The sequence below is a fragment of the Streptomyces thioluteus genome, from assembly GCF_039535865.1.
In genome coordinates this window covers 1-24862 of record NZ_BAAAXZ010000093.1, presented here as the reverse complement: position 1 = coordinate 24862, position 24862 = coordinate 1, and the positions used below count along the sequence as shown (strand labels likewise).

Here is a 24862-nt window from a genome sequence, read left to right as displayed (position 1 = left end):
CTCGTGGCCACACCGGCCCGCCACGGACCCCTCGCGCACGGGGGCATGGGCCCCACCCGCGAGGAGACACGGTCGTGAATGCAGCGGACACCGCGTTCGTCCTGATCAGCGCCGCGCTCGTGATGCTGATGACTCCGGGCCTGGCCTTCTTCTACGGCGGCATGGTCCGGGTCAAGAGCGCTCTGAACATGCTGATGATGTCCTTCGTCTCGCTCGGCATCGTCACCGTGCTCTGGGTCCTCTTCGGCTACTCGCTGGCCTTCGGGGACGACATCGGCGGCGGCCTCCTGGGCAACCTGGACCACATCGGGCTCAAGGGCATCCGGCCCGACACCCTCACCGGCGGCAAGGAGGGCATCCCGGTCTTCGCGTTCGTCCTCTTCCAGCTGATGTTCGCGGTCCTCGCCCTGATGAGCGGCGCCCTCGCGGACCGGGTGAAGTCAGCGCCTGGTGCCTGTTCATCGACCCTCTGGGTGACCGTCGTCTACTTCCCGGTCGCCCACTGGGTCTGGCAGCCCGACGGCTGGCTCTTCAAGCTCAAGGTGATTCGACTTCGCCGGGGGACGGCCGTCCACATCAAACGCCGCGTCGGGGGCGCTCGCCGCCCTCCTCGTCGTCGGCAAGCGCATCGGCCTCCGCAAGGACCCCATGCGCCCCCACAGCCTCCCGCTGGTGATGCCGGCGCGGGCTGCTCTGGGTTCGGTGTGGTTCGGCTTCAACGCGCGCTCCGCGCTCGCCGCCAACGGCAGTCACCGCCGCGAACATTGGCCCTCCAACACCCAGGTCGCCACCGGCGCCGCCATGCCTCGGCTGGCTCGCCTACGACGCGCGTGCGGCACGGGGCCCGTTCAACACCCTCGGCGCCGCTCCGGGCCGTCGACGGCCTCTCGCCATCACCCCTCGGCGCCGTCGAACGGTGCGTGAACGCCCTCTCCCTCCTCCCTCCCAATATCACGGGCGCCGCTCCTCCATCGGCGTGTCGCAAACACCGATCCAAGAGCCGTCTGAAACTCCTGGGCGGGTCACGAGGCCTCAAGTTCCGCCTCGGGTACGAACGATTCCCACTGCGACGTGTCGGCGCTCCACCTCTCGGCGGCACTTACTCAGCACCCTCCTGCGTAGGCTCCTCGCCCACGGAAATGGCGTCGCTCGGCGCCGCCAGCTCGCGCCAGGCCGCCGGCGCCTTCGCCGTCCTCGCATACTCTTCACCCTCCCGTGGGATGCACTACGCCAAGCTCGTCGGACCTGCGACGTCGGCTTCCGCGCACGCCTGAGGAAGAAAGAGGTCGCCACGCGGCTCGACCGGGATCCTTCCACGCACGGACCGGCCTACGACCACAGCAGCCGTCGGCGGCACCTCGGACGCGACAGACGGACCGGACCCCGCAAGAAGAACAGGAAGCCACCCCGCACCACGAGAAGGTGGGACGCATGAAGCTCGTTCACCGCCGTCGGTCAAGCCGCACGCGTCGACGACATACAGGAAGCCTCCAGCGGTCGGCAATCCAGCGGCATGACCCATCACCGAGGTCCAGGGACACGGGACCGGGCCAGCGCGGCTCCACACCGAGGTCTACCGCGGGAGCCGAGTAAACCGACATCGACCACCGCTCCCCAGTCCGCATACGAGAAAGGTTTCTTTCCCCCCCCCCCCCCCCCCACCGCCCCTCTAGGCCACCCAGGACGCCCCGACGTCGTCTGACGTATCGTTCACACGACGCCGCCCCCCAACACACGGAAAGATCGGCGACGGCATTAGGTCTGGGCGTCACCGTCGAGACCGTTCGTCCAGCCGTAACCGCACCGGCGAACGCGGCCACCGGACGCCCTGTGAACCACCCTGATCGGGGAGCCGAGTGACGTAACCGAGCCATGCGACCACCAGAGCCGGAGACAGAGACCCCGGCAGCGATACGACGCAGGCCCGGCTCCGCCTCCTCACCGGGGAGGCGCCCGCGGGCACCCGGGACCCCACGGCCTGCGCCAACAGGGGCCGCCAGCTCACCGACGAGTGGCTCACAGGCTGCCCTCCTCGGCCGCGCACCACGACGGGACGCCGCACGCGCCCCTGCGCGCCGTCGCCGCCTACCTGTTTGGGGCATCGCCGACGCCCCCCCGCCAGGGCCTCGGGAGGAGGCCCGACCCCTGCTCCTCGAACCCGCCGTCCCCACCCTCCACGGGCCACCGGAACGCGCCACCGACCGCCTGACGCTGCCAGGACCAGGACCAGGTCGCCGCCGTCCCTCGGCCTCCCCGACGCCGACGCCTGCTGCCCCGCCGCGTCTAACGGGCCGCCGCCACCGTCTCGTAAGCGGGCGACGTGACTGGCGCGAGGGTGCCGTGGTGCTGCGCGCTCCCGCTCGGGCGGCGCGGTGCGCCGCGGGTCGCGGCGGGCGCGGGAGGCGCGGCGGGGTTCGTCGAGCCCGAGCGCCTGCCGCTCGCCGAGGCGTCGTCGAAGCAGGACGGCGAGGCGGTCCTCGGCCAGGGACCGCGCGGCCCGACGCGACCCCGTCTGCCCCTGCGCGCGCGGCCGCGGACGCGCGGGCGAGGCTGCCGCTGCCCCCACAACCGTGCGGCGGCGCGCGGCCGGCGGGCCGCTGACCGTGCAGTGGCCCGCCTGAGGGCGCGAGCAGTTCGTCACGCTGATCGGTGCCGGCGAGCACACCGTCGCCGCTGGGAGGCGCTGGAGTTCCCCCCCTTTCCCCAGCCCACTTCCACCCCCACCCCCGAGGCGTCGTCTCCACCGGCTCCTGCCGGAGTGAGGAGCGGGCTCCCGCCACCGGCCGCCAGCGCATACGCCGTCCAAAGATGGGACAGTCCGACCGGCTACCTGTCGAGGACCTGCGTGCCGGGCCCGCGGCGTCCGCACGCGCCGCGTGGCCACGGCCCAGATCTGCTAGCTGGTCGCCGCGTTGCTGCACGACATCGGCAAGGGGGGCGACGGCGACAACTGCGACAGATGGGCGAGTCGCCATCGCCCGGGACGTGGCCCGGCGGCATACCGGGCTTCGGCGCCGAGGACGCGGCGGTCCTGCCGCGCCTTCGTCCGCCACACACCTGCTGCTCGTCTTTTTTTCTTATCACCGCCGACGAGGCGCGCCTACGACGACCCGGCGACGGCCGGCGGTGACGGACGCGGTCGCGGACGCGGGACCCTCGGAGCTGCTCCAGGCCCGACCGAGGCCGACGCGCTGGCCCCGGCCCGGCGGCTGGAGCGCCTGGCGGTGCGTCGCTCCGTCACGCGGAGCTGGTTGCACGGCGGGCGGGGGCGGTGTCGCGGGTGAGCCGCGTCGCGGAAACAGGCCGTCCGCCGGTTCCTCCCAGCGCCGGTGACGGGGGAGGCAGCGGCGCTGGCGGCCGGGCGTGTGACGCGGGTGGCCCGGTGGTGCCGGCTGTTCCCCCGCGACGAGGGGCGCGGAGTGCTGCTGGCGGTGCCGGACCAGCCGGGTGCTGCGGCCGCGGCAGCGGGTTCTGGACGCTGCCCCGGATAGGCGGTGGCGGGCGGCGACGTACGGGCCGGGAGGCGGGTCCTGCTGCTGCGCTGGCGGGTCGCGCACGGAGTACGGGCGCAACTGCCCGGAGGCGCCGGCTGCGGAAGCGACATCTTCGCCGGGCGCTGGACGGGTCGCTGGACGTCGGCGGGCGCTGCGGAGCGCGCAGGCCGCTGACCGCGGCCGCCGCGCGGGGCGTCGGGCCCCCGCCCTCGGTGACCGTTCGGGTGGGGGCGGAGGGCGGTTCGCGCTCCGCGAGGTGCTGGAGGTCCGGGCGGAAGGAACGCCCTGATGTCTGCACTGCCCGGATCGCGCGGGCCTGGAGGGGGCGGGGTGTGGGTGCGGACGTGCGCATGTGTCGACGCTGGGGGGCAGTGTGGTCGATGCGGTCTATGTGACGGGTGTAGAGGGAGGGTTGGGTGTTATGCGGGATTTGGTGCGGCCTGTGGCGAGGTGGTGGAGCGGGTGCTGGGGTGAGGGGCGTTATTTTGCCCCGCGTCCCGCACCTTCACCTTTCTTCGGGGCAGGCCCCGGGCCCGTAACGCGGCTTCGCGCAGTGACCGGGGGCCTCCGCCTCCTGGGCCCCCGCCCGGCTGCCGCCCCCTCGGACCGCAACGCAACTGCGCCGCCGCTTGGCCGGGGCTTACGTCCCCTGGGCCCCTGAAGCGGCGCTGCGCGCGGCGGCGGGCTGCGCCAACCTGCGCCCCACCGGGGGCTGCGCCCAACCGGGGCGGTGCGCCCACGCTGCGCGCCCACCGGGGCTGCGCCCCACCGGGGGCTGCGTCGCCCCACCGGGGGGCTGCGTCACGGGGCTGCGACCCGCCACAGGACCCGTTCGGGCGCCCCGCCCGGGAACCACCCCGCACCGCGCGTCCGCCCAAGACAGGTCCTCACAGCGCGGACGGGCCGAATCAGCCCGTCCGGCGCTGGAGGACTGGGGGTACCCCCTACGGGCGGGAGCCCGCAGGGCGCTTCGCCGGTCCAGTGAGCGGGCCCCGGAGCGGGGTGCAGGGGCGGGCGGGCAGAGGGGTCAGAGGGCGGAGCCCAGTGGGGAGCTGGGGCCGGGGACGCCCCGCGCGTCCCGGTGCGCGCGCCGCGCGCCGTGGCCGGTGAGTGCAGGGCGCAGCCCCTGCGGGAAACGGCTGAAAGGGCGGGACAGGGGCTTCCTCATCCGGGTGCGGATAGCCTGGAGGGCGATGTCCCACCGCCCCGACCTCGAGGACGACGAGCGCGCGTGTCGATACTCTCACCGACGCCTGAGTGCGACGTTCAAACCCTGCGCGGACAAGGGAGCGGCCTGTCGCGAGGCGGCATCGACGCCACCGCCATGCGACGATCCGTCATCGCCCTGCTCGTAGGCGGCGACGTCGCCCTGTCGCGCGGTCGCTCGCGCGCGTTCATCAAGCAGCGTCAAGGCAGAGGGCGGGCGGCGAGGAGGTACTCCAAGGCCCTCACCGGTCCCAGCAGGTCGTCAAGATCGTCAACGACGAACTCGTCAGGCATCTCGCGGCGAGACCCGCCGCCATCACAGCTTCGCCAAGACCGCGACGCTTGTGATCATGCTCGCGGTCTCCCCAGGGTGCGCGGCAAGACGACCCTCGCGCGCAAGTTCAAGCTCGGTCTCTGCCGCTTGAAGAAGCAGGGGCAGCAGCCGCTGCCGCGTCGCTGGATGACCTCAGCGCCCCAACGCCGTCACACAGCTGAGCGTCGCTCGCTCGAGCGCGCGCGCGCGTCGACGGTCTACGCGCCGCCCCACGCCGGGCAACGGCGTGGGCGGACCGAGTCCAGTCGCCCAGGACTCGATCGAGCTACGCAAGTCCAAGGTCCACGACATCGTCAATCGTGGACACCGCCGGCCGTCCTCGGCATCGACACGAGCTGAGGCAGCAGGCGCGGACCTCAAGGCGTCGTCACCCGGACGAGACGCTGTTCGTCAGTCGACGCCATGATCGCGTCAGGACGCTGGTCAACACCGCCGAGGCCTTCCGCGACGTGCGTCGGCTTCGACGCGACAGTGGTGCTCTCCAAGACTCGACGGCGACGACACGGGCGCGTGCGGCGCTGTCCATGCGCACGCACGTCACCGGCAAGCAGATCATGTTCGCTCCAACGGCGAGAAGCTGGACGACTTCGACGCGTTCCACCCGAGACCGCATGGCGTCCGCCACGTCCTCGACGATGCGGCGACATGCGCATCACCATGATCGAGAAGGCCGAGCAGACCTTCAGCAGGCGAGCGGCGAGAAAAAATAAAGATCGGCGGCACACACGCTGCGAAGGCACCCAAGGAGTTCACGCTCGACGACTTCCTGGCCCAGATGGAGACAGCCTAACAAAGTCCGGAAGATGGGCTCACATCACGCAAGCTGCTCGGGATATCGTACTGCCGGGCATGGGGCAGATCAGAGGACCAGTATCAACACACCTCGACGAGCGACGACGTCGGCCGCCACCGCCGCGATCATCAAGTCGATGGACCCCGGCCAGAGCGCCAGGACCCGCCGACTCATCAACGGCTCGCGCCGGGCCCGTATCGCCAAGGGTCGGCGCAGGACGTCAGCGCCGGCAAGCAGTGGTCGAGCGGTCTTCGACGCGCGCAAGATCGATGTCTGCGCACCTGGCCCAGGGCGGCGGCATGCGAGGAATGCCGGGCCTGCCGGCATGGCGGCGGCGCGGGCAAGAAGAAGAAGCAGCAGACGCAGGCAAGCGGCAAGCGGCAGAGCGCCAACCCGATAGATGAGCGCAAGCGGAGGAGGCGGCGGCCGCCGACCCGCCGCGAAGAGGCCGCGGCCAACCCGCTGGGCCTGCCCTCGCGGCGCATGACGCGAACGAAGTGTCGAACTCCCGACGAATTCAAGAACCAGTTCTATGGTGATGGTTCTATGGAAAGAAAGCCCCGGCGCACCGTGCCGCGCGGAGGCTTGCTTCAGTGCTCGCGTATCGATGCTCCCGCGCCCAACTCACCTCAGCCACACCCGGGCGATGAGATGAGCGGAAATCACATTCGCGCATCCACACCGTTCGTCTCCCCGCGCACAGCTACTAGGGTGTGGCCCAACCCCGGCTCGGAGGTCCTTGCAGACACCTGCATCGCCGCGTCGTGTGGTGCGCGCCGCCGCGCGTCGAATCGCCCGTGTCGGACAGCAGGCGCGGTACCGCGCTGCGTAAGGATCGGCGTAGCCGTCACGGGCAGGCCACCCGGCCCGAGCCGATCCGGCCAGCAGGCCGCCAGCCGCGGCTGTCAGGTCCTCCAGGTCGTCCCGGCCTGTTGGGGTCGCAGTGGGCCGCGGTGGACATGGGATCGGCGAGCCTACGCGGCCGCGACCCGTCAGGGCGCCGGAGGCCGCGCAGCGCGCCGGCGAGACCTCAGTCCGGCCACAGGACGACGGGCGCGCCGCGCCGGAGCGCCCGGGCGCGGCCCGGGCGAGGGCGGCCGCCATGGCACGCGCGCGGGCCGCATCCGCAGACCCAGTAAGAGCGGGGTCGAATGGAGGCGGTCCGGCTGACCAGGTGAACGGCGGTGCCGTACGCGGGTCGCGACGTCCTCGCGTGTACGAGGCGGGCCGTCGGCGCTAGTTTTTGCCGGGTGGGCGCCAGCCGACTCTGCGGAGGGCTGATGGTCGAGCCCGCGCGCTCGTCTGGGTGTCGTACGCACGCGTGACGCTGGGCGCCCCGGACGGGCCGACCCTCAGCAGCGTATCCCAGGCTCGCTCGGTAGCCGCAGCCCAGCTCTACGCGTAGCCGGGCTTGGCGCGTCGACTTCCAGCTCGCTCGTAGACGCGCTTCTTGTACAGCGGAAGAAACGAGCATGCGTTCCTGGATTTCCGCCCAGTCGCGGGCCCGCGACCGGGACGGCGACGGGGACGGCCGTTGCCGTCGCACGAGCGTAGGTGTCATCGCATGCGCCCCAATCCGCCGAAATTCGGTGTCCTGGCCGAAGTGCCGCCCCCCACGTGCTGTCGTGCGCGCTGCCGAAACATCCCCCGGAGCCAGGGAACCCCGCTTCCGCCCGCGAGTCCAGGGGGGAGGCGCGAGAAGGTTCCCGTCCGCCCGCGATGGCATGTGCCGCCGCGCACCGCATGAGAGGAATACCCAGCCGCAAACCCTGAACGGGCCGGGAACGCGGGGTTGCGCCCGAGCGGATTCACACTCGGCAGGGCGGGGCCCGTACCATTCGCACCATGGCAAAGGCTCCCATTCTCACTCCGCAGGCGGAAGACTTCCCGCGCTGGTACCAGGACCTGATCAACAAGGCCGAACTGGCCGACAACGGCCCGGTGCGCGGCACCATGGTCATCCGCCCGTACGGCTACGGGCTGTGGGAGCGCATGCAGCAGGAGATGGACGCGCGGATCAAGGACGCGGGCGCCTCCAACGCGTACTTCCCGCTCTTCATCCCGCAGTCCTACCTGACGAAGGAGGCGGAGCACGTCGAGGGCTTCGCCCCCGAGCTCGCGGTCGTCACGCACGGCGGCGGCAAGGAGCTGGAGGAGCCGGTCGTCGTCCGGCCGACCTCCGAGACCATCATCAACGAGTACTTCTCCAAGTGGGTGCAGAGCTACCGCGACCTGCCCCTGCTGATCAACCAGTGGGCCAACGTGGTGCGTTGGGAGATGCGTCCGCGCGTCTTCCTGCGGACCAGCGAGTTCCTCTGGCAGGAGGGTCACACGGCGCACGCCACCTACGAGGACGCGCGCGACTACGCGGCGCGCATCCACCGCGACGTGTACTACGACTTCATGGTCAACGTCCTGGGCATCGACGTGGTGCTCGGCCGCAAGACGCCCAAGGAGCGCTTCGCCGGCGCGATCAACACCCTCACCCTCGAGGGCATGATGGGCGACGGCAAGGCCCTGCAGCTGGGCACCAGCCACGAGCTGGGCCAGAACTTCGCCAAGGCGTTCAACACCTCGTACCTGTCGAAGGACGGGAAGCAGGAGCTGGTCTGGCAGACCTCCTGGGGTGTCTCGACCCGCATGGTCGGCGGTCTGATCATGTCGCACGGCGACGACAGCGGCCTGCGCGTCCCGCCGCGGCTGGCGCCGGTCCAGGCCGTCGTCCTGGCGATCAAGGGCGACGACGCCGTCATCGCCAAGGTCCGCGAGATCGGTGACGCGCTCAAGGCCGCGGGCGTCCGCGTCCAGGTCGACGACCGCACCGACACCCCGTTCGGCCGCCGCGCGGTGGACTGGGAGCTCAAGGGCGTCCCGGTGCGCATCGAGATCGGCCCGCGCGACCTGGAGAACGGCACCGCGATGCTGGCCCGCCGCATCCCCGGCGGCAAGGAGCCGGTGCGCATCGACGAGCTCGCCGCGCTGCTGCCCAAGGTCCTGGAGGAGGACCAGGCGCTGCTGCTGAGCCAGTCCCGCGAGCGCCGCGAGTCCCGCACCTCCGACGTGTCGACCCTGGAGCAGGCGGCCGAGGCCGCGCTGGCCGGCGGCTGGGCGCGCATCCCCGTGGGCGACGCTGGGCGCCGAGGGCGAGGCGAAGCTGGCCGAGCAGGCGGTGACCGTGCGCTGCCTGGTCACCGAGGACGGCGGAGTGCCGGACGCGGACGACGCGCCGGGCACGATCGCGATCGTCGGCCGCTCGTACTGAGCCGGAGCGGGCCCGGGGGTGTCCCGGGCCCGCTGCTGACCCATGGGTCAGGTTCGCCCCGGGTTGCCGACAGGTGCGCGAGTTCTGTGGTCCCGAACGGATACTGACTGGTACGTGCAAAATATTTGGGATGGCCCGGTATCGGAACACCGGGCCGTCCCCACTCGTTGTCACGACGTGAGCACGACACCACCTGTTCTCGCCGCAGAGCTGGCGCAGGCGTGGGCCGACATTCAGCGGTTCCACCCCGAGCTGCCGGATCTCGCCGCGCCCGAATCGTTGATCGGGGAGTCGTCGTCCGCGTGCGGCGCCGAACTCTCCTTCGAAAGGCTGCTGCACGAGGCAGTGCACGGCATCGCGGCCGCCCGCGGTGTCCGGGACACCTCACGCGCCGGCCGCTACCACAATCGCCGGTTCCTGGCGATCGCCGAGGAGCTGGGGCTCGACCACAGCGACGAGCCGCATCCCAGCAGCGGCTTCTCCCTGGTCGTGCTCACCCCGGAGGCGCGCAAGCGCTACCGCCCGACCATCGACAGACTCCAGCGCGCGCTCAAGGCGCACACGGTGGCCACCGCGGCCGACACCTCGCGCTCCTTCCGCGGCCCGGCCGCGCGGCACGGGTCGTCCGGCGGCGGGGTGCGGGTGAAGGCCGTGTGCGAGTGCGGGCGCAACGTCCGCGTCGTGCCGTCCGTGCTCGCCCAGGCGCCGATCATGTGCGGTGGCTGCGGGCAGCCGTTCCGGATCCCCGAGGCGATGTCCGTGGGCTGAGGGCCGAGGGGCCGGGGGGCGGTCGTCCGCGGGACGGCCGGACCCGGGTCGGCGCGGGCCGGGAGCGTGTGGCACAATAGGGGGCTGTACTCGACAGTCGCACAGGACCCCTCTCTCCTCCGGCTGACGCGTCCATCGGGCACCCGAGTACCGCAACCCCACGTGGCATCCCGTTGTGCCCAACCACGTCAAGACCAGGAGACACCACTCCAGTGGCAGTCAAGATCAAGCTGAAGCGTCTGGGCAAGATCCGTTCGCCTCACTACCGCATCGTCGTCGCCGACTCCCGCACCCGCCGTGACGGCCGTGCGATCGAGGAGATCGGTCTGTACCACCCGGTGCAGAACCCCTCGCGCATCGAGGTCGACTCGGAGCGCGCGCAGTACTGGCTGAGCGTCGGCGCCCAGCCGACCGAGCCCGTCCTGGCCATCCTGAAGGTCACCGGCGACTGGCAGAAGTTCAAGGGCCTGCCCGCCCCGGCCCCGATGCTCGTGGCCGAGCCCAAGGACAAGCGCGCCGCGTTCGAGGCGTTCACCAAGGCCCTCGAGGCCAACGAGGCGAAGGGTGAGGCCATCACCCCGAAGGCCAAGAAGTCGGAGAAGAAGGACGAGGCCGCCGAGGCTGCCGAGTCCGCCGAGTCGACCGAGGCCTGAGCATGCTTGAGGAGGCCCTTGAGCACTTGGTCAAGGGCATCGTCGACAACCCCGACGAGGTGCAGGTGGCCTCGCGCAACCTGCGCCGCGGGCGCGTGCTGGAAGTCCGGGTCCACCCGGACGACCTCGGCAAGGTGATCGGCCGCAACGGCCGCACCGCCCGCGCGCTGCGTACCGTCGTGGGCGCCATCGGCGGCCGTGGCATCCGGGTCGACCTCGTCGACGTGGATCAGGTCCGCTGACGAGCGGCAGAGCACCGGCACGGGCCGGGAAGGGTTCTCCTTCCCGGCCCGTTGTCGTCTGTACAGAGACAGTGAGAAGGAACGAATCGTGCAGCTCGTAGTGGGCAGGATCGGCCGAGCCCATGGCATCAGGGGCGAGGTCACCGTTGAGGTGCGGACGGACGAGCCCGAGCTGAGGCTGGGCCCCGGGGCCGTGCTGCTGACCGATCCCGCGGGCAGGGGCCCGCTGACCGTCGAGACCGGCCGGGTGCACAGCGGACGGCTGCTGCTCCGGTTCACCGGCGTCGCCGACCGCACCGCGGCCGAGGCGCTCCGCAACACCGTCCTGATCGCCGACGTGGACCCGGACGAGACGCCCGAGGACCCCGAGGAGTTCTACGACCACCAACTGGTCGACCTGGACGTCGTCACCCTCGACGGCACGCCCGTCGGACGGATCACCGAGATCGCCCACCTGCCGTCCCAGGACCTCTTCATCGTGGAGCGGCCGGACGGCGGCGAGGTGATGATCCCCTTCGTCGAGGAGATCGTGACGGAGATCGACCTGGAGGCGCAGCGCGCGGTCGTCGATCCGCCGCCCGGGCTGCTCGACGCGGAGCGGGCCGAGGTCGTCGGGACGCGGGACGACGAGGGCGGGCAGTGATGCGCCTCGACGTCGTCACCATCTTCCCCGAGTACCTCGAACCGCTGAACGTCTCGCTCGTGGGCAAGGCCCGCGCCCGCGGCCGGCTCGACGTGCGCATCCACGACCTGCGGAACTGGACGCACGACAACAGCACAACACCGTCGACGACACCCCCTACGGCACCACGCACTCCAGGTAGGTTCCCGGCGATTTTCTAATGGTCTATGCACTAGCCGAAGCCCTGGGTGTCGAGGTCAAAGCATGGACGAACAATGCATCACTCAGCCTCGGCCTCGGAGGGCAGAAGGGCCCGAGTTGATCCCGTGGTTGATCCACGACGCCCACAGCACAAGGCCGGCCGTTCTCACCCCAAAGGAAACTCGAGCAACGTCCGGAAACGCGTAGGATTCGGGCACACAACACGAGAATTGCCTCATTCAACTCAAGGATCTTACGATATATCACACTTGTGAGCTGAGTCTCGCATGTTCTTCTTTGACACAGTTACATAGTTATCTCCTATTCCGTTGGCTCTGTGTATGAGGAGAGATTCACTCACGTGTGATATACGGCTTGCCGGACAGCTCGACGGCCAGTTCCTGGGTGAACGGCCGGCCGCTGGGCGTCGGGACGACCAGCACGGGCCGCTCGTCTCCGGGCCCGAGGCGATGATCTCGTCCAGCGCCTCGCCCCAGGGCTCGGGCTTCATGACCATGCCGGGACCGCCGCCGTAGGGGGTGTCGTCGACGGTGTTGTGCTTGTCGTGCGTCCAGTTCCGCAGGTCGTGGATGCGCACGTCGAGCCGGCCGCGGGCGCGGGCCTTGCCCACGAGCGAGACGTTCAGAGCGGTTCGAGGTACTCGGGGAAGATGGTGACGACGTCGAGGCGCATCACTGCCCGCCCTCGTCGTCCCGCGTCCCGACGACCTCGGCCCGCTCCGCGTCGAGCAGCCCCGGGCGGCGGATCGACGACCGCGCGCTGCGCCTCCAGGTCGATCTCCGTCACGATCTCCTCGACGAAGGGATCATCACCTCGCCGCCGTCCGGCCGCTCCACGATGAAGAGGTCCTGGGACGGCAGGTGGGCGATCTCGGTGATCCGTCCGACGGGCGGTGCCGTCGAGGGTGACGACGTCCAGGTCGACCAGTTGTGGTCGTAGAACTCCTCGGGGTCCTCGGGCGTCTCGTCCGGGTCCACGTCGGCGATCAGGACGGGTGTTGCGGAGCGCCTCGGCCGCGGTGCGGTCGGCGACGCCGGTGAACCGGAGCAGCAGCCGTCCGCTGTGCACCCGGCCGGTCTCGACGGTCAGCGGGCCCCTGCCCGCGGGATCGGTCAGCAGCACGGCCCGTCGGGCCCAGCCTCAGCTCGGGCTCGTCCGTCCGCACCTCAACGGTGACCTCGCCCTGATGCCATGGGCTCGGCCGATCCTGCCCACTACGAGCTGCACGATTCGTTCCTTCTCACTGTCTCTGTACAGACGACAACGGGCCGGGAAGGAGAACCCTTCCCGGCCCCGTGCCGGTGCTCTGCCGCTCGTCAGCGGACCTGATCCACGTCGACGAGTCGACCCGGATGCCACGGCCGCCGATGGCGCCCACGACGGTACGCAGCGCGCGGGCGGTGCGGCCGTTGCGGCCGATCACCTTGCCCGAGGTCGTCCGGTGGACCCGGACTTCCAGCACGCGCCCGCGGCCGCAGGTTGCGCGAGGCCACCTGCACCTCGTCGGGGTTGTCGACGATGCCCTTGACCAAGTGCTCAAGGGCCTCCTCAAGCATGCTCAGGCCTCGGTCGACTCGGCGGACTCGGCAGCCTCGGCGGCCTCGTCCTTCTTCTCCGACTTCTTGGCCTTCGGGGTGATGGCCTCACCCTTCGCCTCGTTGGCCTCGAGGGCCTTGGTGAACGCCTCGAACGCGGCGCGCTTGTCCTTGGGCTCGGCCACGAGCATCGGGGCCGGGGCGGGCAGGCCCTTGAACTTCTGCCAGTCGCCGGTGACCTTCAGGATGGCCAGGACGGGCTCGGTCGGCTGGGCGCCGACGCTCAGCCAGTACTGCGCGCGCTCCGAGTCGACCTCGATGCGCGAGGGGTTCTGCACCGGGTGGTACAGAACGATCTCCTCGATCGCACGGCCGTCACGGCGGGTGCGGGAGTCGGCGACGACGATGCGGTAGTGAGGCGAACGGATCTTGCCCAGACGCTTCAGCTTGATCTTGACTGCCACTGGAGTGGTGTCTCCTGGTCTTGACGTGGTTGGGCACAACGGGATGCCACGTGGGGTTGCGGTACTCGGGTGCCCGATGGACGCGTCAGCCGGAGGAGAGAGGGGTCCTGTGCGACTGTCGAGTACAGCCCCCTATTGTGCCACACGCTCCCGGCCGCGCCGACCCGGGTCCGGCCGTCCCGCGGACGACCGCCCCCCGGCCCCTCGGCCCTCAGCCCACGGACATCGCCTCGGGGATCCGGAACGGCTGCCCGCAGCCACCGCACATGATCGGCGCCTGGGCGAGCACGGACGGCACGACGCGGACGTTGCGCCCGCACTCGCCACACGGCCTTCACCCGCACCCCGCCGCCGGACGACCCGTGCCGCGCGGCCGGGCCGCGGAAGGAGCGCGAGGTGTCGGCCGCGGTGGCCACCGTGTGCGCCTTGAGCGCGCGCTGGAGTCTGTCGATGGTCGGGCGGTAGCGCTTGCGCGCCTCCGGGGTGAGCACGACCAGGGAGAAGCCGCTGCTGGGATGCGGCTCGTCGCTGTGGTCGAGCCCCAGCTCCTCGGCGATCGCCAGGAACCGGCGATTGTGGTAGCGGCCGGCGCGTGAGTGTCCCGGACACCGCGGGCGGCCGCGATGCCGTGCACTGCCTCGTGCAGCAGCCTTTCGAAGGAGAGTTCGGCGCCGCACGCGGACGACGACTCCCCGATCAACGATTCGGGCGCGGCGAGATCCGGCAGCTCGGGGTGGAACCGCTGAATGTCGGCCCACGCCTGCGCCAGCTCTGCGGCGAGAACAGGTGGTGTCGTGCTCACGTCGTGACAACGAGTGGGGACGGCCCGGTGTTCCGATACCGGGCCATCCCAAATATTTTGCACGTACCAGTCAGTATCCGTTCGGGACCACAGAACTCGCGCACCTGTCGGCAACCCGGGGCGAACCTGACCCATGGGTCAGCAGCGGGCCCGGGACACCCCCGGGGCCCGCTCCGGCTCAGTACGAGCGGCCGACGATCGCGATCCGTGCCCGGCGCGTCGTCCGCGTCCGGCACTCCGCCGTCCTCGGTGACCAGGCAGCGCACGGTCACCGCCTGCTCGGCCAGCTTCGCCTCGCCCTCGGCGCCCAGCGTCGCCCACGGGATGCGCGCCCAGCCGCCGGCCAGCGCGGCCTCGGCCGCCTGCTCCAGGGTCGACACGTCGGAGGTGCGGGACTCGCGGCGCTCGCGGGACTGGCTCAGCAGCAGCGCCTGGTCCTCCTCCAGGACCTTGGGCAGCAGCGCGGCGAGCTCGTCGATGCGCACCGGCTCCTTGCCGCCGGGGATGCGGCGGGCCAGCATCGCGGTGCCGTTCTCCAGGTCGCGCGGGCCGATCTCGATGCGCACACGGGACGCCCTTGAGCTCCCAGTCCACCGCGCGGCGGCCGAACGGGGTGTCGGTGCGGTCGTCGACCTGGACGCGGACGCCCGCGGCCTTGAGCGCGTCACCGATCTCGCGGACCTTGGCGATGACGGCGTCGTCGCCCTTGATCGCCAGGACGACGGCCTGGACCGGCGCCAGCCGCGGCGGGACGCGCAGGCCGCTGTCGTCGCCGTGCGACATGATCAGACCGCCGACCATGCGGGTCGAGACACCCCAGGAGGTCTGCCAGACCAGCTCCTGCTTCCCGTCCTTCGACAGGTACGAGGTGTTGAACGCCTTGGCGAAGTTCTGGCCCAGCTCGTGGCTGGTGCCCAGCTGCAGGGCCTTGCCGTCGCCCATCATGCCCTCGAGGGTGAGGGTGTTGATCGCGCCGGCGAAGCGCTCCTTGGGCGTCTTGCGGCCGAGCACCACGTCGATGCCCAGGACGTTGACCATGAAGTCGTAGTACACGTCGCGGTGGATGCGCGCCGCGTAGTCGCGCGCGTCCTCGTAGGTGGCGTGCGCCGTGTGACCCTCCTGCCAGAGGAACTCGCTGGTCCGCAGGAAGACGCGCGGACGCATCTCCCAACGCACCACGTTGGCCCACTGGTTGATCAGCAGGGGCAGGTCGCGGTAGCTCTGCACCCACTTGGAGAAGTACTCGTTGATGATGGTCTCGGAGGTCGGCCGGACGACGACCGGCTCCTCCAGCTCCTTGCCGCCGCCGTGCGTGACGACCGCGAGCTCGGGGGCGAAGCCCTCGACGTGCTCCGCCTCCTTCGTCAGGTAGGACTGCGGGATGAAGAGCGGGAAGTACGCGTTGGAGGCGCCCGCGTCCTTGATCCGCGCGTCCATCTCCTGCTGCATGCGCTCCCACAGCCCGTAGCCGTACGGGCGGATGACCATGGTGCCGCGCACCGGGCCGTTGTCGGCCAGTTCGGCCTTGTTGATCAGGTCCTGGTACCAGCGCGGGAAGTCTTCCGCCTGCGGAGTGAGAATGGGAGCCTTTGCCATGGTGCGAATGGTACGGGCCCCGCCCTGCCGAGTGTGAATCCGCTCGGGCGCAACCCCGCGTTCCCGGCCCGTTCAGGGTTTGCGGCTGGGTATTCCTCTCATGCGGTGCGCGGCGGCACATGCCATCGCGGGCGGACGGGAACCTTCTCGCGCCTCCCCCCTGGACTCGCGGGCGGAAGCGGGGTTCCCTGGCTCCGGGGGATGTTTCGGCAGCGCGCACGACAGCACGTGGGGGGCGGCACTTCGGCCAGGACACCGAATTTCGGCGGATTGGGGCGCATGCGATGACACCTACGCTCGTGCGACGGCAACGGCCGTCCCCGTCGCCGTCCCGGTCGCGGGCCCGCGACTGGGCGGAAATCCAGGAACGCATGCTCGTTCCGCTGTACGAAGCGGTCTACGAGCGGCTGGAAGTCGACGCGGCCGCCCGGCTGCTGAGCCTGGGCTGCGGCTCGGGCCTCGCCCTGCTGATGGCGGCCGCCCGGGGCGCCCGCGTCAGCGGCGTCGACACCGACGAGCGCCGGCTCGACCTCGCCCGCGAGCGGCTGGCGGCCCACCCGGCCGCCGCGACGGCCCGCCTCGGCACCGCCCCCGAGGACGTCGCGGACCCCGACGGCCCGCCGTTCACCCTGGTCACCGCCTTCGACCCGCTCTACTGCGCGGACGGCACCGCGCGCGACATGGCGGCCGCCCTCGCCCGGGCCGCCGCCCGGGCCCGGCGCGGCGCGCCCGTCGTCCTGGCCGGCTGGGGCCCGCCGGAGCGCTGCGCGGCCTCCGGCGCCCTGCGGGTCGCGGCGCGGCTCGCCGATCCCATGTCCACCGCGGCCCACTGGCGCCCCAACGGCCGGGACGACCTGGAGGACCTGGCCCGGCTGGCGGGCCTGCGGCCGGACGGCTCGGGCCGGGTGGCCTGCCCGTACGGCTACGCCGACCTGGCCAGCGCGGTCCGCGGCCTGCTGTCCACCGGGGCGTTCGACGCGGCGGCGCGCACCACCGACCAGGAGCAGGTGTCCAAGGAACTCACCGAGGCCGTCCACCCCTATCTGCGCGGGGACGGAACGGTGTGGATGCCGAATGTGTTCCGCTATCTCATCGCCCGGGTGTGCTGAGGGAGTTGGGGCGGGGAGCATCGGCGCGAGCATGAAGAAAAGCCCCCGGCGGCGGGCCGGGGGCTTTCTTTCCATGAACCTCAGCCCATGAACTTCTTGAATTCGTCGGGGAGTTCGAACTTCTTCGCGTCATCGCCCGAGGGCAGGCCCAGCGGGTTGGCCGCGGCCTCTTCGCGGCGGGCGGCGGCCGCCGCCTCCTCCGCCTTGCGCTTCATCGGGTTGCCGCTCTGCCGCTTGCCCTTGGCCTGCTTCTGCTGCTTCTTCTTCTTGCCCGCGCCGCCGCCCATGCCGGGCAGGCCCGGCATTCCCGGCATGCCGCCGCCCTGGGCCATGCGCGACATCATCTTGCGCGCGTCGAAGAACCGCTCGACCAACTGCTTGACGGCGCTGACGTCCACGCCCGAACCCTTGGCGATACGGGCCCGGCGCGAGCCGTTGATGATCGTCGGGTCCTGGCGCTCGGCCGGGGTCATCGACTTGATGATCGCGGCGGTGCGGTCGACGTCGCGCTCGTCGAGGTTGTTGATCTGGTCCTTGATCTGCCCCATGCCCGGCAGCATCCCGAGCAGCTTGCTGATGGAGCCCATCTTCCGGACCTGCTCCATCTGGGCCAGGAAGTCGTCGAGCGTGAACTCCTTGGGGCCCTTCGCCAGCTTGGCCGCCATCTTCTCGGCCTCGGCCTGGCTGAAGGTCTGCTCGGCCTTCTCGATCAGGGTGAGCATGTCGCCCATGTCGAGGATGCGGGACGCCATGCGGTCCGGGTGGAACGCGTCGAAGTCGTCCAGCTTCTCGCCGTTGGAGGCGAACATGATCTGCTTGCCGGTGACGTGCGCGATGGACAGCGCCGCACCGCCCCGTGCGTCGCCGTCGAGCTTGGAGAGCACCACGCCGTCGAAGCCGACGCCGTCGCGGAAGGCCTCGGCGGTGTTGACCGCGTCCTGACCGATCATGGCGTCGACGACGAACAGCGTCTCGTCCGGGGTGACGACGGCCTTGATGTCCGCGGCCTGCTGCATCATCTCGGTGTCGATGCCGAGACGGCCGGCGGTGTCCACGATGACGATGTCGTGGACCTTGGACTTGGCGTACTCGATCGAGTCCTTGGCGACCTGGACCGGGTCGCCCACGCCGTTGCCCGGCTGCGGCGCGTAGACCGCGACGCCGGCGCGCTCGGCGACGACGCTCAGCTGGTTGACGGCGTTGGGGCGCTGGAGGTCACAGGCGACGAGCAGCGGGCTGTGCCCCTGCTTCTTCAGCCAGAGACCGAGCTTGCCCGCGAGGGTCGTCTTGCCCGCACCCTGGAGACCGGCGAGCATGATCACGGTCGGGGCGGTCTTGGCGAAGCGGAGGCGGCGGGTCTCGCCGCCGAGGATGCCGACGAGTTCGTCGTTGACGATCTTGACGACCTGCTGGGCCGGGTTGAGGGCCTTGGAGACCTCCTCGCCGCCCGCCCTCTCCTTGACCTGCTTGATGAACGCGCGGACCACCGACAGGGCGACGTCGGCCTCGAGCAGGGCGATGCGGATCTCGCGGGCGGTGGCGTCGATGTCCGCCTCGGACAGCCGCCCCTTGCCGCGCAGGGATTTGAACGTCGCACTCAGGCGGTCGGAGAGGGTATCGAACACGGCGCTCGTCGGTCCTCGAGGTCGGGGGCGGGTGGGAATCGCCCTCCAGGGTATCCGCACCCGGGATGGAGGAAGCCCCGGTCCCGCCCTTTCACCGTTTCCCGCAGGGGCTGCGCCCCTGCACCACCCCACGGCGCGCGGCGCGCACCGGGACGCGGGGGGCTCCGCCCCCACACCCCACTGGGGGCTCCGCCCCTCTGGACCCCTGCCCGGGGCCCCGCCCCTGCACCCCGCCGGGGGCCCCGCCCCCTGGACCCCCGAAGCGCCCTGCGGGCTCCCCCAGAGGGGGTACCCCCCAGTCCTCAAGCGCCGGACGGGCTGATTCAGCCCGTCCGGCGCTTGAGGACAACTGTGCGGAGCGCGGTTGCGGGGTCCGGGGCGGAGCCCCGAACGGGGTCCAGGGGGCGCAGCCCCCGGTGGGGCGCAGCCCCCGGTGGGGCGCAGCCCCCGGTGGGGCGCAGCCCCCGGTGGGGCGCAGCCCCCGGTGGGGCGCAGCCCCCGGTGGGGCGCAGCCCCCGGTGGGGCGCAGGTTGGCGCAGCCCCGCCCGCCGCGCGCAGCGCGGCTTCAGGGGCCCAGGGGACGAAGCCCCGGCCAACGGCGGCGCAGTTGCGTTGCGGGCCGAGGGGCGCAGCCCCGGGCGGGGGCCCAGGAGGCGGAGCCCCCGGTCACGCGGCGAAGCCGCGTTACGGGCCCGGGGGCCTGCCCCGGAAGAAACGGTGAAAGGGCGGGACCGGGGCAAAACCCCCCTCACCCCAGCACCCGCTCCACCACCCCCGCCACAGCCGCCACCTCCCGCTCCCCCAACATCTCCCCTCTCACACCCGTCACATAGAACGCATCGACCACACTGCCCCCAGCGTCGACACATGCGCACTCCGCACCCACACCCCCGCCCCCTCCAGCGCCCGCGCGATCCGGTGCAGCAGACCAGGCGCGTCCTCCGCCCGGACCTCCAGCACCGTCGCGGATCGCGAACCGCCCTCCGCGACGGTCACCGAGGGCGGGGGCACGACGCCCGGCGGCGGCCCGCGTAGGCGGCCTCGCGCTCCGCCAGCCGCCCGCCGACGTCCAGCGACCCGTCCAGCGCCCGGACGAGATCGCTCCGCAGCCGGGCCGCCTCCGGCAGTTCGCCGTACTCCGTCGCGACCCGCCAGCGCAGCAGCAGGACGCCGCCCACGGCCCGTACGTCGGCCGCCCGCACCGCCAGCCGGTGCAGCGCCAGAACCCCTGCCGCGGCCGGCAGCACCCCCGGCTGGTCCGGCACCGCCAGCAGCAGCTCCGCGCCCTCGTCGCGGGGGAACAGCCGCACCACCGGGCCACCCGCGTCACACGCCTCGACCGCCAGCGCCCGCTGCTCCCCCGTCACCGGCGCCGGGAACGCGGACGGCCGTTCCGCGACCGGCTCACCCGCGAGCACCGCCCCCGCCCGCCGCACCAGCTCCGCGACGAGCGACGCCCGCCAGGCGCTCCACGCCGCCGGGCCGGTGGCCAGCGCGTCGGCCTCGGTCAGGGCGTGGAGCAGCTCCAGGGTCCCCGCGTCCGCGACCGCGTCCGTCACCGCGCGGACCGTCGCCGGGTCGTCGAGGTCGCGCCTCGTCGCGGTCTCGACGAGCAGCAGGTGGTGGCGGACGAGCGCGGCGAGGACCGCCGCGTCCTCGGCGCCGAAGCCGATCCGCCGGGCCACGTCCCGGGCGATGGCCTCGCCCTCGACCGAGTGGTCGCCGTCGCCCCCCTTGCCGATGTCGTGCAGCAACGCGGCGACCAGCAGCAGATCCGGCCGGGCCACGCGGCGCGCGAGGGCCGCGGCCCGGACGCAGGTCTCGACCAGGTGCCGGTCGACGGTCCAGCGGTGGACGGCGTTGCCGCTGCGGCCGGTGGCGGACCCGCTCCCACTCCGGCAGGAGCCGGGAGACGACGCCCTCCGACTCCAGCGCCTCCCAGGCGGCGACGGTGTGCTCGCCGGCACCGAGCAGCGTGACGAACTGCTCGCGCGCCTCGGCGGGCCACGGCACGGGCAGCGGCCCGCCGGCCGCGAGCCGCCGCACGGTGTGGGGGGCCAGCGGCAGCCCGGCCCGCGCGGCCGCGGCCGCGGCGCGCAGGGGCAGGACGGGGTCGCGGTCGGGCCGCGCGGTCCGGGCGAGGACCGCCTCGCCGTCCTGCTCGACGACGCCCTCGGCGAGCGGCAGGCGCTCGGGCTCGACGAACCCGCCGCGTCCCCCGCGCCCGCCGAGGACCCGGCGCAGCCGCGGCCGCCCGGAGCGGGAGCGCAGCACCCGGCCGACCTCGCGCCAGGTCACGTCGCCCGCGTACGAGACGGTGGCGGCGGCCCGGTAGACGCGGCGCAGCAGGGCGTCGGCGTCGGGGAGGCCGAGGACGGCGGCGACCTGGTCCTGGTCCTGCAGCAGTCAGGCGGTCGGTGGCGCGTCCGGTGGCCCGGTGGAGGGCGTCGCGGGTGTCGAGGAGCAGGGTGCGGGCCTCCTCCAGGCCCCCTGGCGGGGGGCGTCGGCGAGCCAGGAGGCGGCGACGGCGCGCAGCGCGTGTGGCGTCCCGCAGGCCGCCGCGGGCCTCCTTGAGGTCGGGTTCGAGGAGGAAGCGCAACTCGCCCTGGCGGCCAGGCGCGTTCCTCGCAGAGTTCGCCGCCAGTTCGGGCAGCCGCCGGGGGGCCTGGGCGCGCCAGTCGGCGTAGGCGGCGGTGCGCAGAGGCGGCGGTGGAGGGGCGGGGTCGCCGGCGAGGTGGCGGGCGTCGAGGAGGCCGAGGTGGACCTTGAGGTCGTCGGCGGCCGTGGCACGGGCCCCGGCGGGCGTGCGGACGGCGTGGTCGAGGGCGATCCCCATGTCCCAGACGGGGTACCAGACGCCGGTCGGCGACGGCGGCGACGCGGGCCGGGGTCGGCGGTGGGGTGGTGCAGGCAGGAGAGGTCGAGATCGCTGCGGGGGGACAACTCGCCGCGCCCGTAGCCCCCGACGGCCACCAGGGCGACGTCGTGGGCGCGGCCGAGGAGGGCGCCGAGCCACTCGTCGGTGAGGCGGGCGAGCCCGGTGCGCAGCGCCGGCCCGGCGGGCGCCTCCCCGGTGAGGAGGCGCGAGCCGGGCCGCGGCGTAGCCGCCGGGGTCCGTCGCGTGGCGTCGGTGGGTCGCAGGCCGGTGTACGTCAACTCGGCTCCCTCGTCGGGTGGTTCACAGGGCGTCGGGGCCGCGTTCGCCGGTGCGGACGCGGACGACGGTCTCGACGGGGACGACCCAGACCTTGCCGTCGACGATCTTTCCGGTGCGGGCGGTGGTGACGATGACGTCGACGACGTCGGGGGGCGTCCTGGTCCTCGACGAGAACCTCTATGCGGGACTTGGGGAGGGTGTCGATGCGGTACTCGGCCCCGCGGTAGACCTCGGTGTGGCCGCGCTGGCGCCGTGTCCCTGGACCTCGGTGATGGTCAGGCCCTGGATGCCGAACCGCTGAGGGCTTCCTTGATGTCGTCGACGCGGTGCGGCTTGACGACGGCGGGGACGAGCTTCATGCGTCCACCTTCTTGTGGTGCTGGGGTGCTTCCTGTGCTTCTTGCGGGGTCCGGTCCGTGCTGCGCGTCGAGGTGCCGCCGACGGCGCTGTGGTCGTAGGCGGTCTCGGCGTGGAAGGCCCGGTCACGAGGCCGGCGACCTCGTCGTCCTCGGCGGCGCGGAAAGCCGACGGTCCGGTCCACGAGCTTGGCGAGCAGCCACGAGAGGGTGAAGGAGTAGGCGAGGACGGCGAAGGCGCCGGCGGCCTGGCGGCCGAGCTGGACGGCGCCGCCGACGCCGTCCGTGGCGAGGAGGCCGACGAGGAGGGTGCCGAGGAGGCCGCCGACGAGGTGGACGCCGATACACGTCGAGGGAATCGTCGTACCCGAGGCGGAACTTGAGGCCGACCGCCCAGGAGCAGACGGCTCCGGCGACGACGCCGATGAGGAGGGCGCCGAAGGCGTTCACCGCGGCGCCGGAGGGGTGATGGCGACGAGGCCGGCGACGGCCCCGGAGGCGGCGCCGAGGGTGGTGAACGCGCCGTGCCGCACGCGCTCGTAGGCGAGCCAGCCGAGCATGGCGGCGCCGTGGCGACCTGGGTGTTGAGGGCCATGTTCGCGGCGGTGCCGTTGGCGGCGAGCGCGGAGCCGGCGTTTGAAGCCGAACCACCCGAACCAGAGCAGCCCGGCGCCGAGCATCACCAGCGGGAGGCTGTGGGGGCGCATGGGGTCCTGCGGAAGCCGATGCGCTTGCCGACGACGAGGAGGGCGGCTGAGCGCCCCGACGCCGGCGTTGATGTGGACGCCGTGCCGCCGGCGAAGTCGATCACCTTGAGCTTGAAGAGCCAGCCGTCGGGCTGCCAGACCCAGTGGGCGACCGGAGAAGTAGACGACGGTCACCCAGAGGGTGATGAACAGGCACCAGGCGCTGAACTTCACCCGGTCCGCGAGGGCGCCGCTCATCAGGGCGGGGGTGAGGACCGCGAAACATCAGCTGGAAGAGGACGGAACGCGAAGACCGCGGATGCCCTCCTTGCCGCGCGTGAGGCGTGTCGGGCCGGATGCCCTTGAGCCCGATGTGGTCCAGGTTGCCCAGGGAGGCCGGCCGCCGATGTCGTCCCCGAAGGCGCAGCGAGTAGCCGAAGAGGACCCAGAGCCACGGTGACGATGCCGAGCGAGAGACGAAGGACATCATCAGCATGTTCAGAGCGCTCTGACCCGGACCATGCCGCCGTAGAAGAAGGCCAGGCCCGGAGTCATCAGCATCACGAGCGCGGCGCTGATCAGGACGAACGCGGTGTCCGCTGCATTCACGACCGTGTCTCCTCGCGGGTGGGGCCCATGCCCCGTGCGCGAGGGGTCCGTGGCGGGCCGGTGTGGCCACGAGGCTGACGCAGCACGGTTTCGGCCAGGACAGACCGCTGTTCGGGCCGGTGACGAAGGCGGCCGCCGTGTTACGGCACGGTGCAACGGCAGCTTGCCCGGCGTCCCGTCCGCCCCGGGCCCCTTCCGTTGGGAAACACGGGACCGGCCCGCGGCGACCCGCCCGGTGTGACCGCGTGGGGGAAGCGACGAGTCGGGTCCGTACGGATGAGGGTCGCCGCAGGCCGGGGTCGGAGGGCCGGGAGGAGCCCGGCGGGTCACACCGCGTGGGCGGGCCTCGGTTTCCGGCAGGTGGAGGGCGAGTTGCGTCGGTCAGGTCGCGCACCTCGGTGACGCCGGCGAAGTCGCGCAGGGCGGTGCCGGCGGTCTTGCGGAGGCGGTTGTTGACCCGCTCGGAAGCGGACCTGCTTGGCGATGCGGAGGGCCTTGCCAGATGGGCCGTGGACTCCTCGGGCTCGCGCTCCATCAGATCCACGGTGGCCAGGCCGATGAGGTTGTTTTTAGGGCGTACGAGTCGAGCTGGTGCTCGCCGTCCTCCTCGAAGAGGGTGAACGGCCCGCTCCATCTTGGGCGGGAGAGCGAGGCGTACGTGGGGCTGCGCGCCCGCGACGTAGGCGAGGTCGCGGAAGGAGTGGGCGTTCTCCGCGTTGAGCTCGGCCTCGAGAGAAGAAGCTGATCCAGTCGGGGTCGCCGTCGCGGGCGGTGCAGTCGGAGAAGAAGCAGTCCTCGGCCATGCCCACGGCCCGTTTGCACTTGCGGGCTGGCCATGCTCGCGTAACGCGCGGCCCTCCATCGCATACAACATGGGCCTGCGGTGGCGGGGCGTGGCCGTCTCCCGCGATCGTACTGCCCGAGGTGGATCAGCTCCAACGCGTCCTCGGGGCGGCCGAGATGGATCATCTGGCGGCTCATGCTGGAAGAGGATGTACGAGCCGAGGGGCCGGTCGCCCGCCTCCTTGGCGGCGTGCAGCGCCAGCACGAAGTACTTCTGGGCGGTGGGGTGGCAGGCCGATGTCGTAGCTCATCAGCCCGCCAGCTCGGCCAGTTCGGCGGCGACCTTGAACAGCCGCTTGGACGTCTCGTCGGGCTGGGGCTCCTGGATCGGAGCAGGCGGTGACCTCGTGTGAGCTGGCGACCACGCCTGTGGCGGCGCATCGCCGCCGCCGCATCTGGGCGTCCCAGGCGCGGAACATCCGGTGGTGGACTCCAGGAGGTCGAGCTCGGGCTTGGACAGCCGGGCGCGGCGGGCGCCTGAGGG

Annotated in this window: 10 protein-coding genes and 13 pseudogenes; 11 read left to right on the top strand and 12 right to left on the bottom strand. The window is 72.0% G+C overall.

Annotation, left to right across the window (positions count from 1 at the left end; translation table 11 throughout):
* Nucleotides 1-74: 74 nt before the first annotated feature.
* The 10 genes and pseudogenes from ABD794_RS12100 to ABD794_RS12050 form a co-directional block, all read left to right on the top strand.
* Nucleotides 75-1205: pseudogene (locus ABD794_RS12100) on the top strand (ammonium transporter); the annotation flags it as partial.
* A 1754-nt stretch (nt 1206-2959) separates the two neighbouring features.
* On the top strand, nt 2960-3130 hold the full coding sequence (locus tag ABD794_RS12095; protein ID WP_344963046.1) for a hypothetical protein: 171 nt from the start codon (nt 2960-2962) through the stop codon (nt 3128-3130).
* Between the two features lie 364 nt (nt 3131-3494).
* On the top strand, nt 3495-3668 hold the full coding sequence (locus ABD794_RS12090) for a hypothetical protein (RefSeq protein ID WP_344963044.1): 174 nt from the start codon (nt 3495-3497) through the stop codon (nt 3666-3668).
* 1019 nt (nt 3669-4687) lie between these two features.
* A pseudogene (locus ABD794_RS18905) lies at nt 4688-6349 on the top strand (hypothetical protein); the annotation flags it as partial.
* Between the two features lie 1323 nt (nt 6350-7672).
* Nucleotides 7673-9089, top strand: a pseudogene (proS, locus tag ABD794_RS12075) (proline--tRNA ligase).
* 177 nt (nt 9090-9266) lie between these two features.
* A complete protein-coding gene (locus ABD794_RS12070; protein WP_049717391.1) occupies nt 9267-9857 on the top strand; it encodes a hypothetical protein in 591 nt (196 codons plus the stop codon).
* Between the two features lie 212 nt (nt 9858-10069).
* A complete protein-coding gene (gene rpsP / locus ABD794_RS12065; RefSeq protein ID WP_344963038.1) occupies nt 10070-10510 on the top strand; it encodes a 30S ribosomal protein S16 in 441 nt (146 codons plus the stop codon).
* A 2-nt stretch (nt 10511-10512) separates the two neighbouring features.
* A complete protein-coding gene (locus ABD794_RS12060; RefSeq protein ID WP_020868149.1) occupies nt 10513-10752 on the top strand; it encodes an RNA-binding protein in 240 nt (79 codons plus the stop codon).
* Between the two features lie 88 nt (nt 10753-10840).
* Nucleotides 10841-11395, top strand: coding sequence for a ribosome maturation factor RimM (gene rimM / locus ABD794_RS12055; RefSeq protein WP_344963035.1), 555 nt, complete (start codon nt 10841-10843; stop codon nt 11393-11395).
* A pseudogene (locus tag ABD794_RS12050) lies at nt 11395-11558 on the top strand (tRNA (guanosine(37)-N1)-methyltransferase TrmD); the annotation flags it as partial. The gene rimM (ABD794_RS12055) and the pseudogene ABD794_RS12050, both read left to right, overlap by 1 nt.
* Nucleotides 11559-11940: 382 nt before the next feature.
* Here the strand turns inward: ABD794_RS12050 and ABD794_RS12045 are convergent.
* From ABD794_RS12045 to proS (ABD794_RS12020), 6 genes and pseudogenes are all read right to left on the bottom strand, one after another.
* Nucleotides 11941-12268, bottom strand: a pseudogene (locus ABD794_RS12045) (tRNA (guanosine(37)-N1)-methyltransferase TrmD); the annotation flags it as partial.
* Nucleotides 12268-12823 (bottom strand): annotated as a pseudogene (gene rimM / locus ABD794_RS12040) (ribosome maturation factor RimM). The pseudogenes rimM (ABD794_RS12040) and ABD794_RS12045, both read right to left, overlap by 1 nt.
* An 89-nt stretch (nt 12824-12912) precedes the next feature.
* A pseudogene (locus tag ABD794_RS12035) lies at nt 12913-13152 on the bottom strand (RNA-binding protein).
* Nucleotides 13153-13154: 2 nt separating this feature from the next.
* Nucleotides 13155-13595, bottom strand: a complete 441-nt coding sequence (gene rpsP, locus ABD794_RS12030) for a 30S ribosomal protein S16 (RefSeq protein WP_344963033.1) — start codon at nt 13593-13595, stop codon at nt 13155-13157.
* A 211-nt stretch (nt 13596-13806) separates the two neighbouring features.
* A pseudogene (locus tag ABD794_RS12025) lies at nt 13807-14397 on the bottom strand (hypothetical protein).
* A gap of 178 nt (nt 14398-14575) precedes the next feature.
* A pseudogene (proS, locus tag ABD794_RS12020) lies at nt 14576-15993 on the bottom strand (proline--tRNA ligase).
* A gap of 284 nt (nt 15994-16277) precedes the next feature.
* On the opposite strand from proS (ABD794_RS12020), the gene ABD794_RS12015 reads away from it, so the two are divergent.
* Nucleotides 16278-17102, top strand: a complete 825-nt coding sequence (locus ABD794_RS12015; RefSeq protein WP_344963031.1) for a class I SAM-dependent methyltransferase — start codon at nt 16278-16280, stop codon at nt 17100-17102.
* 80 nt (nt 17103-17182) lie between these two features.
* Here ABD794_RS12015 and ffh read toward each other — a convergent pair whose 3' ends face one another.
* From ffh to ABD794_RS11990, 6 genes and pseudogenes are all read right to left on the bottom strand, one after another.
* Complete coding sequence (gene ffh / locus ABD794_RS12010; protein WP_344963030.1) at nt 17183-18727, bottom strand: signal recognition particle protein; 1545 nt, start codon at nt 18725-18727, stop codon at nt 17183-17185.
* A 748-nt stretch (nt 18728-19475) separates the two neighbouring features.
* A pseudogene (locus ABD794_RS12005) lies at nt 19476-21857 on the bottom strand ([protein-PII] uridylyltransferase); the annotation flags it as partial.
* 48 nt (nt 21858-21905) lie between these two features.
* A pseudogene (locus ABD794_RS12000) lies at nt 21906-22243 on the bottom strand (P-II family nitrogen regulator).
* Nucleotides 22240-22584 carry a hypothetical protein gene (locus ABD794_RS18900; RefSeq protein WP_425586001.1) on the bottom strand — a complete coding sequence of 115 codons (345 nt, stop codon included), beginning with the start codon at nt 22582-22584 and terminating at the stop codon, nt 22240-22242. Before ABD794_RS18900 ends, ABD794_RS12000 begins: the two are co-directional and overlap by 4 nt.
* Nucleotides 22585-22648: 64 nt before the next feature.
* Nucleotides 22649-23184 (bottom strand): annotated as a pseudogene (locus ABD794_RS18895) (ammonium transporter); the annotation flags it as partial.
* A gap of 699 nt (nt 23185-23883) precedes the next feature.
* Nucleotides 23884-24862, bottom strand: a pseudogene (locus ABD794_RS11990) (NsdA family TPR-like regulatory protein); the annotation flags it as partial.

What these genes read in the sequence shown, in the direction of transcription:
- ABD794_RS12095 (WP_344963046.1), top strand. Translation starts at nt 2,960, where the DNA reads ATGGGCGAGTCGCCATCGCCCGGGACGTGGCCCGGCGGCATACCGGGC.
- ABD794_RS12060 (WP_020868149.1), top strand. Translation starts at nt 10,513, where the DNA reads ATGCTTGAGGAGGCCCTTGAGCACTTGGTCAAGGGCATCGTCGACAAC.
- ABD794_RS12015 (WP_344963031.1), top strand. Translation starts at nt 16,278, where the DNA reads ATGACACCTACGCTCGTGCGACGGCAACGGCCGTCCCCGTCGCCGTCC.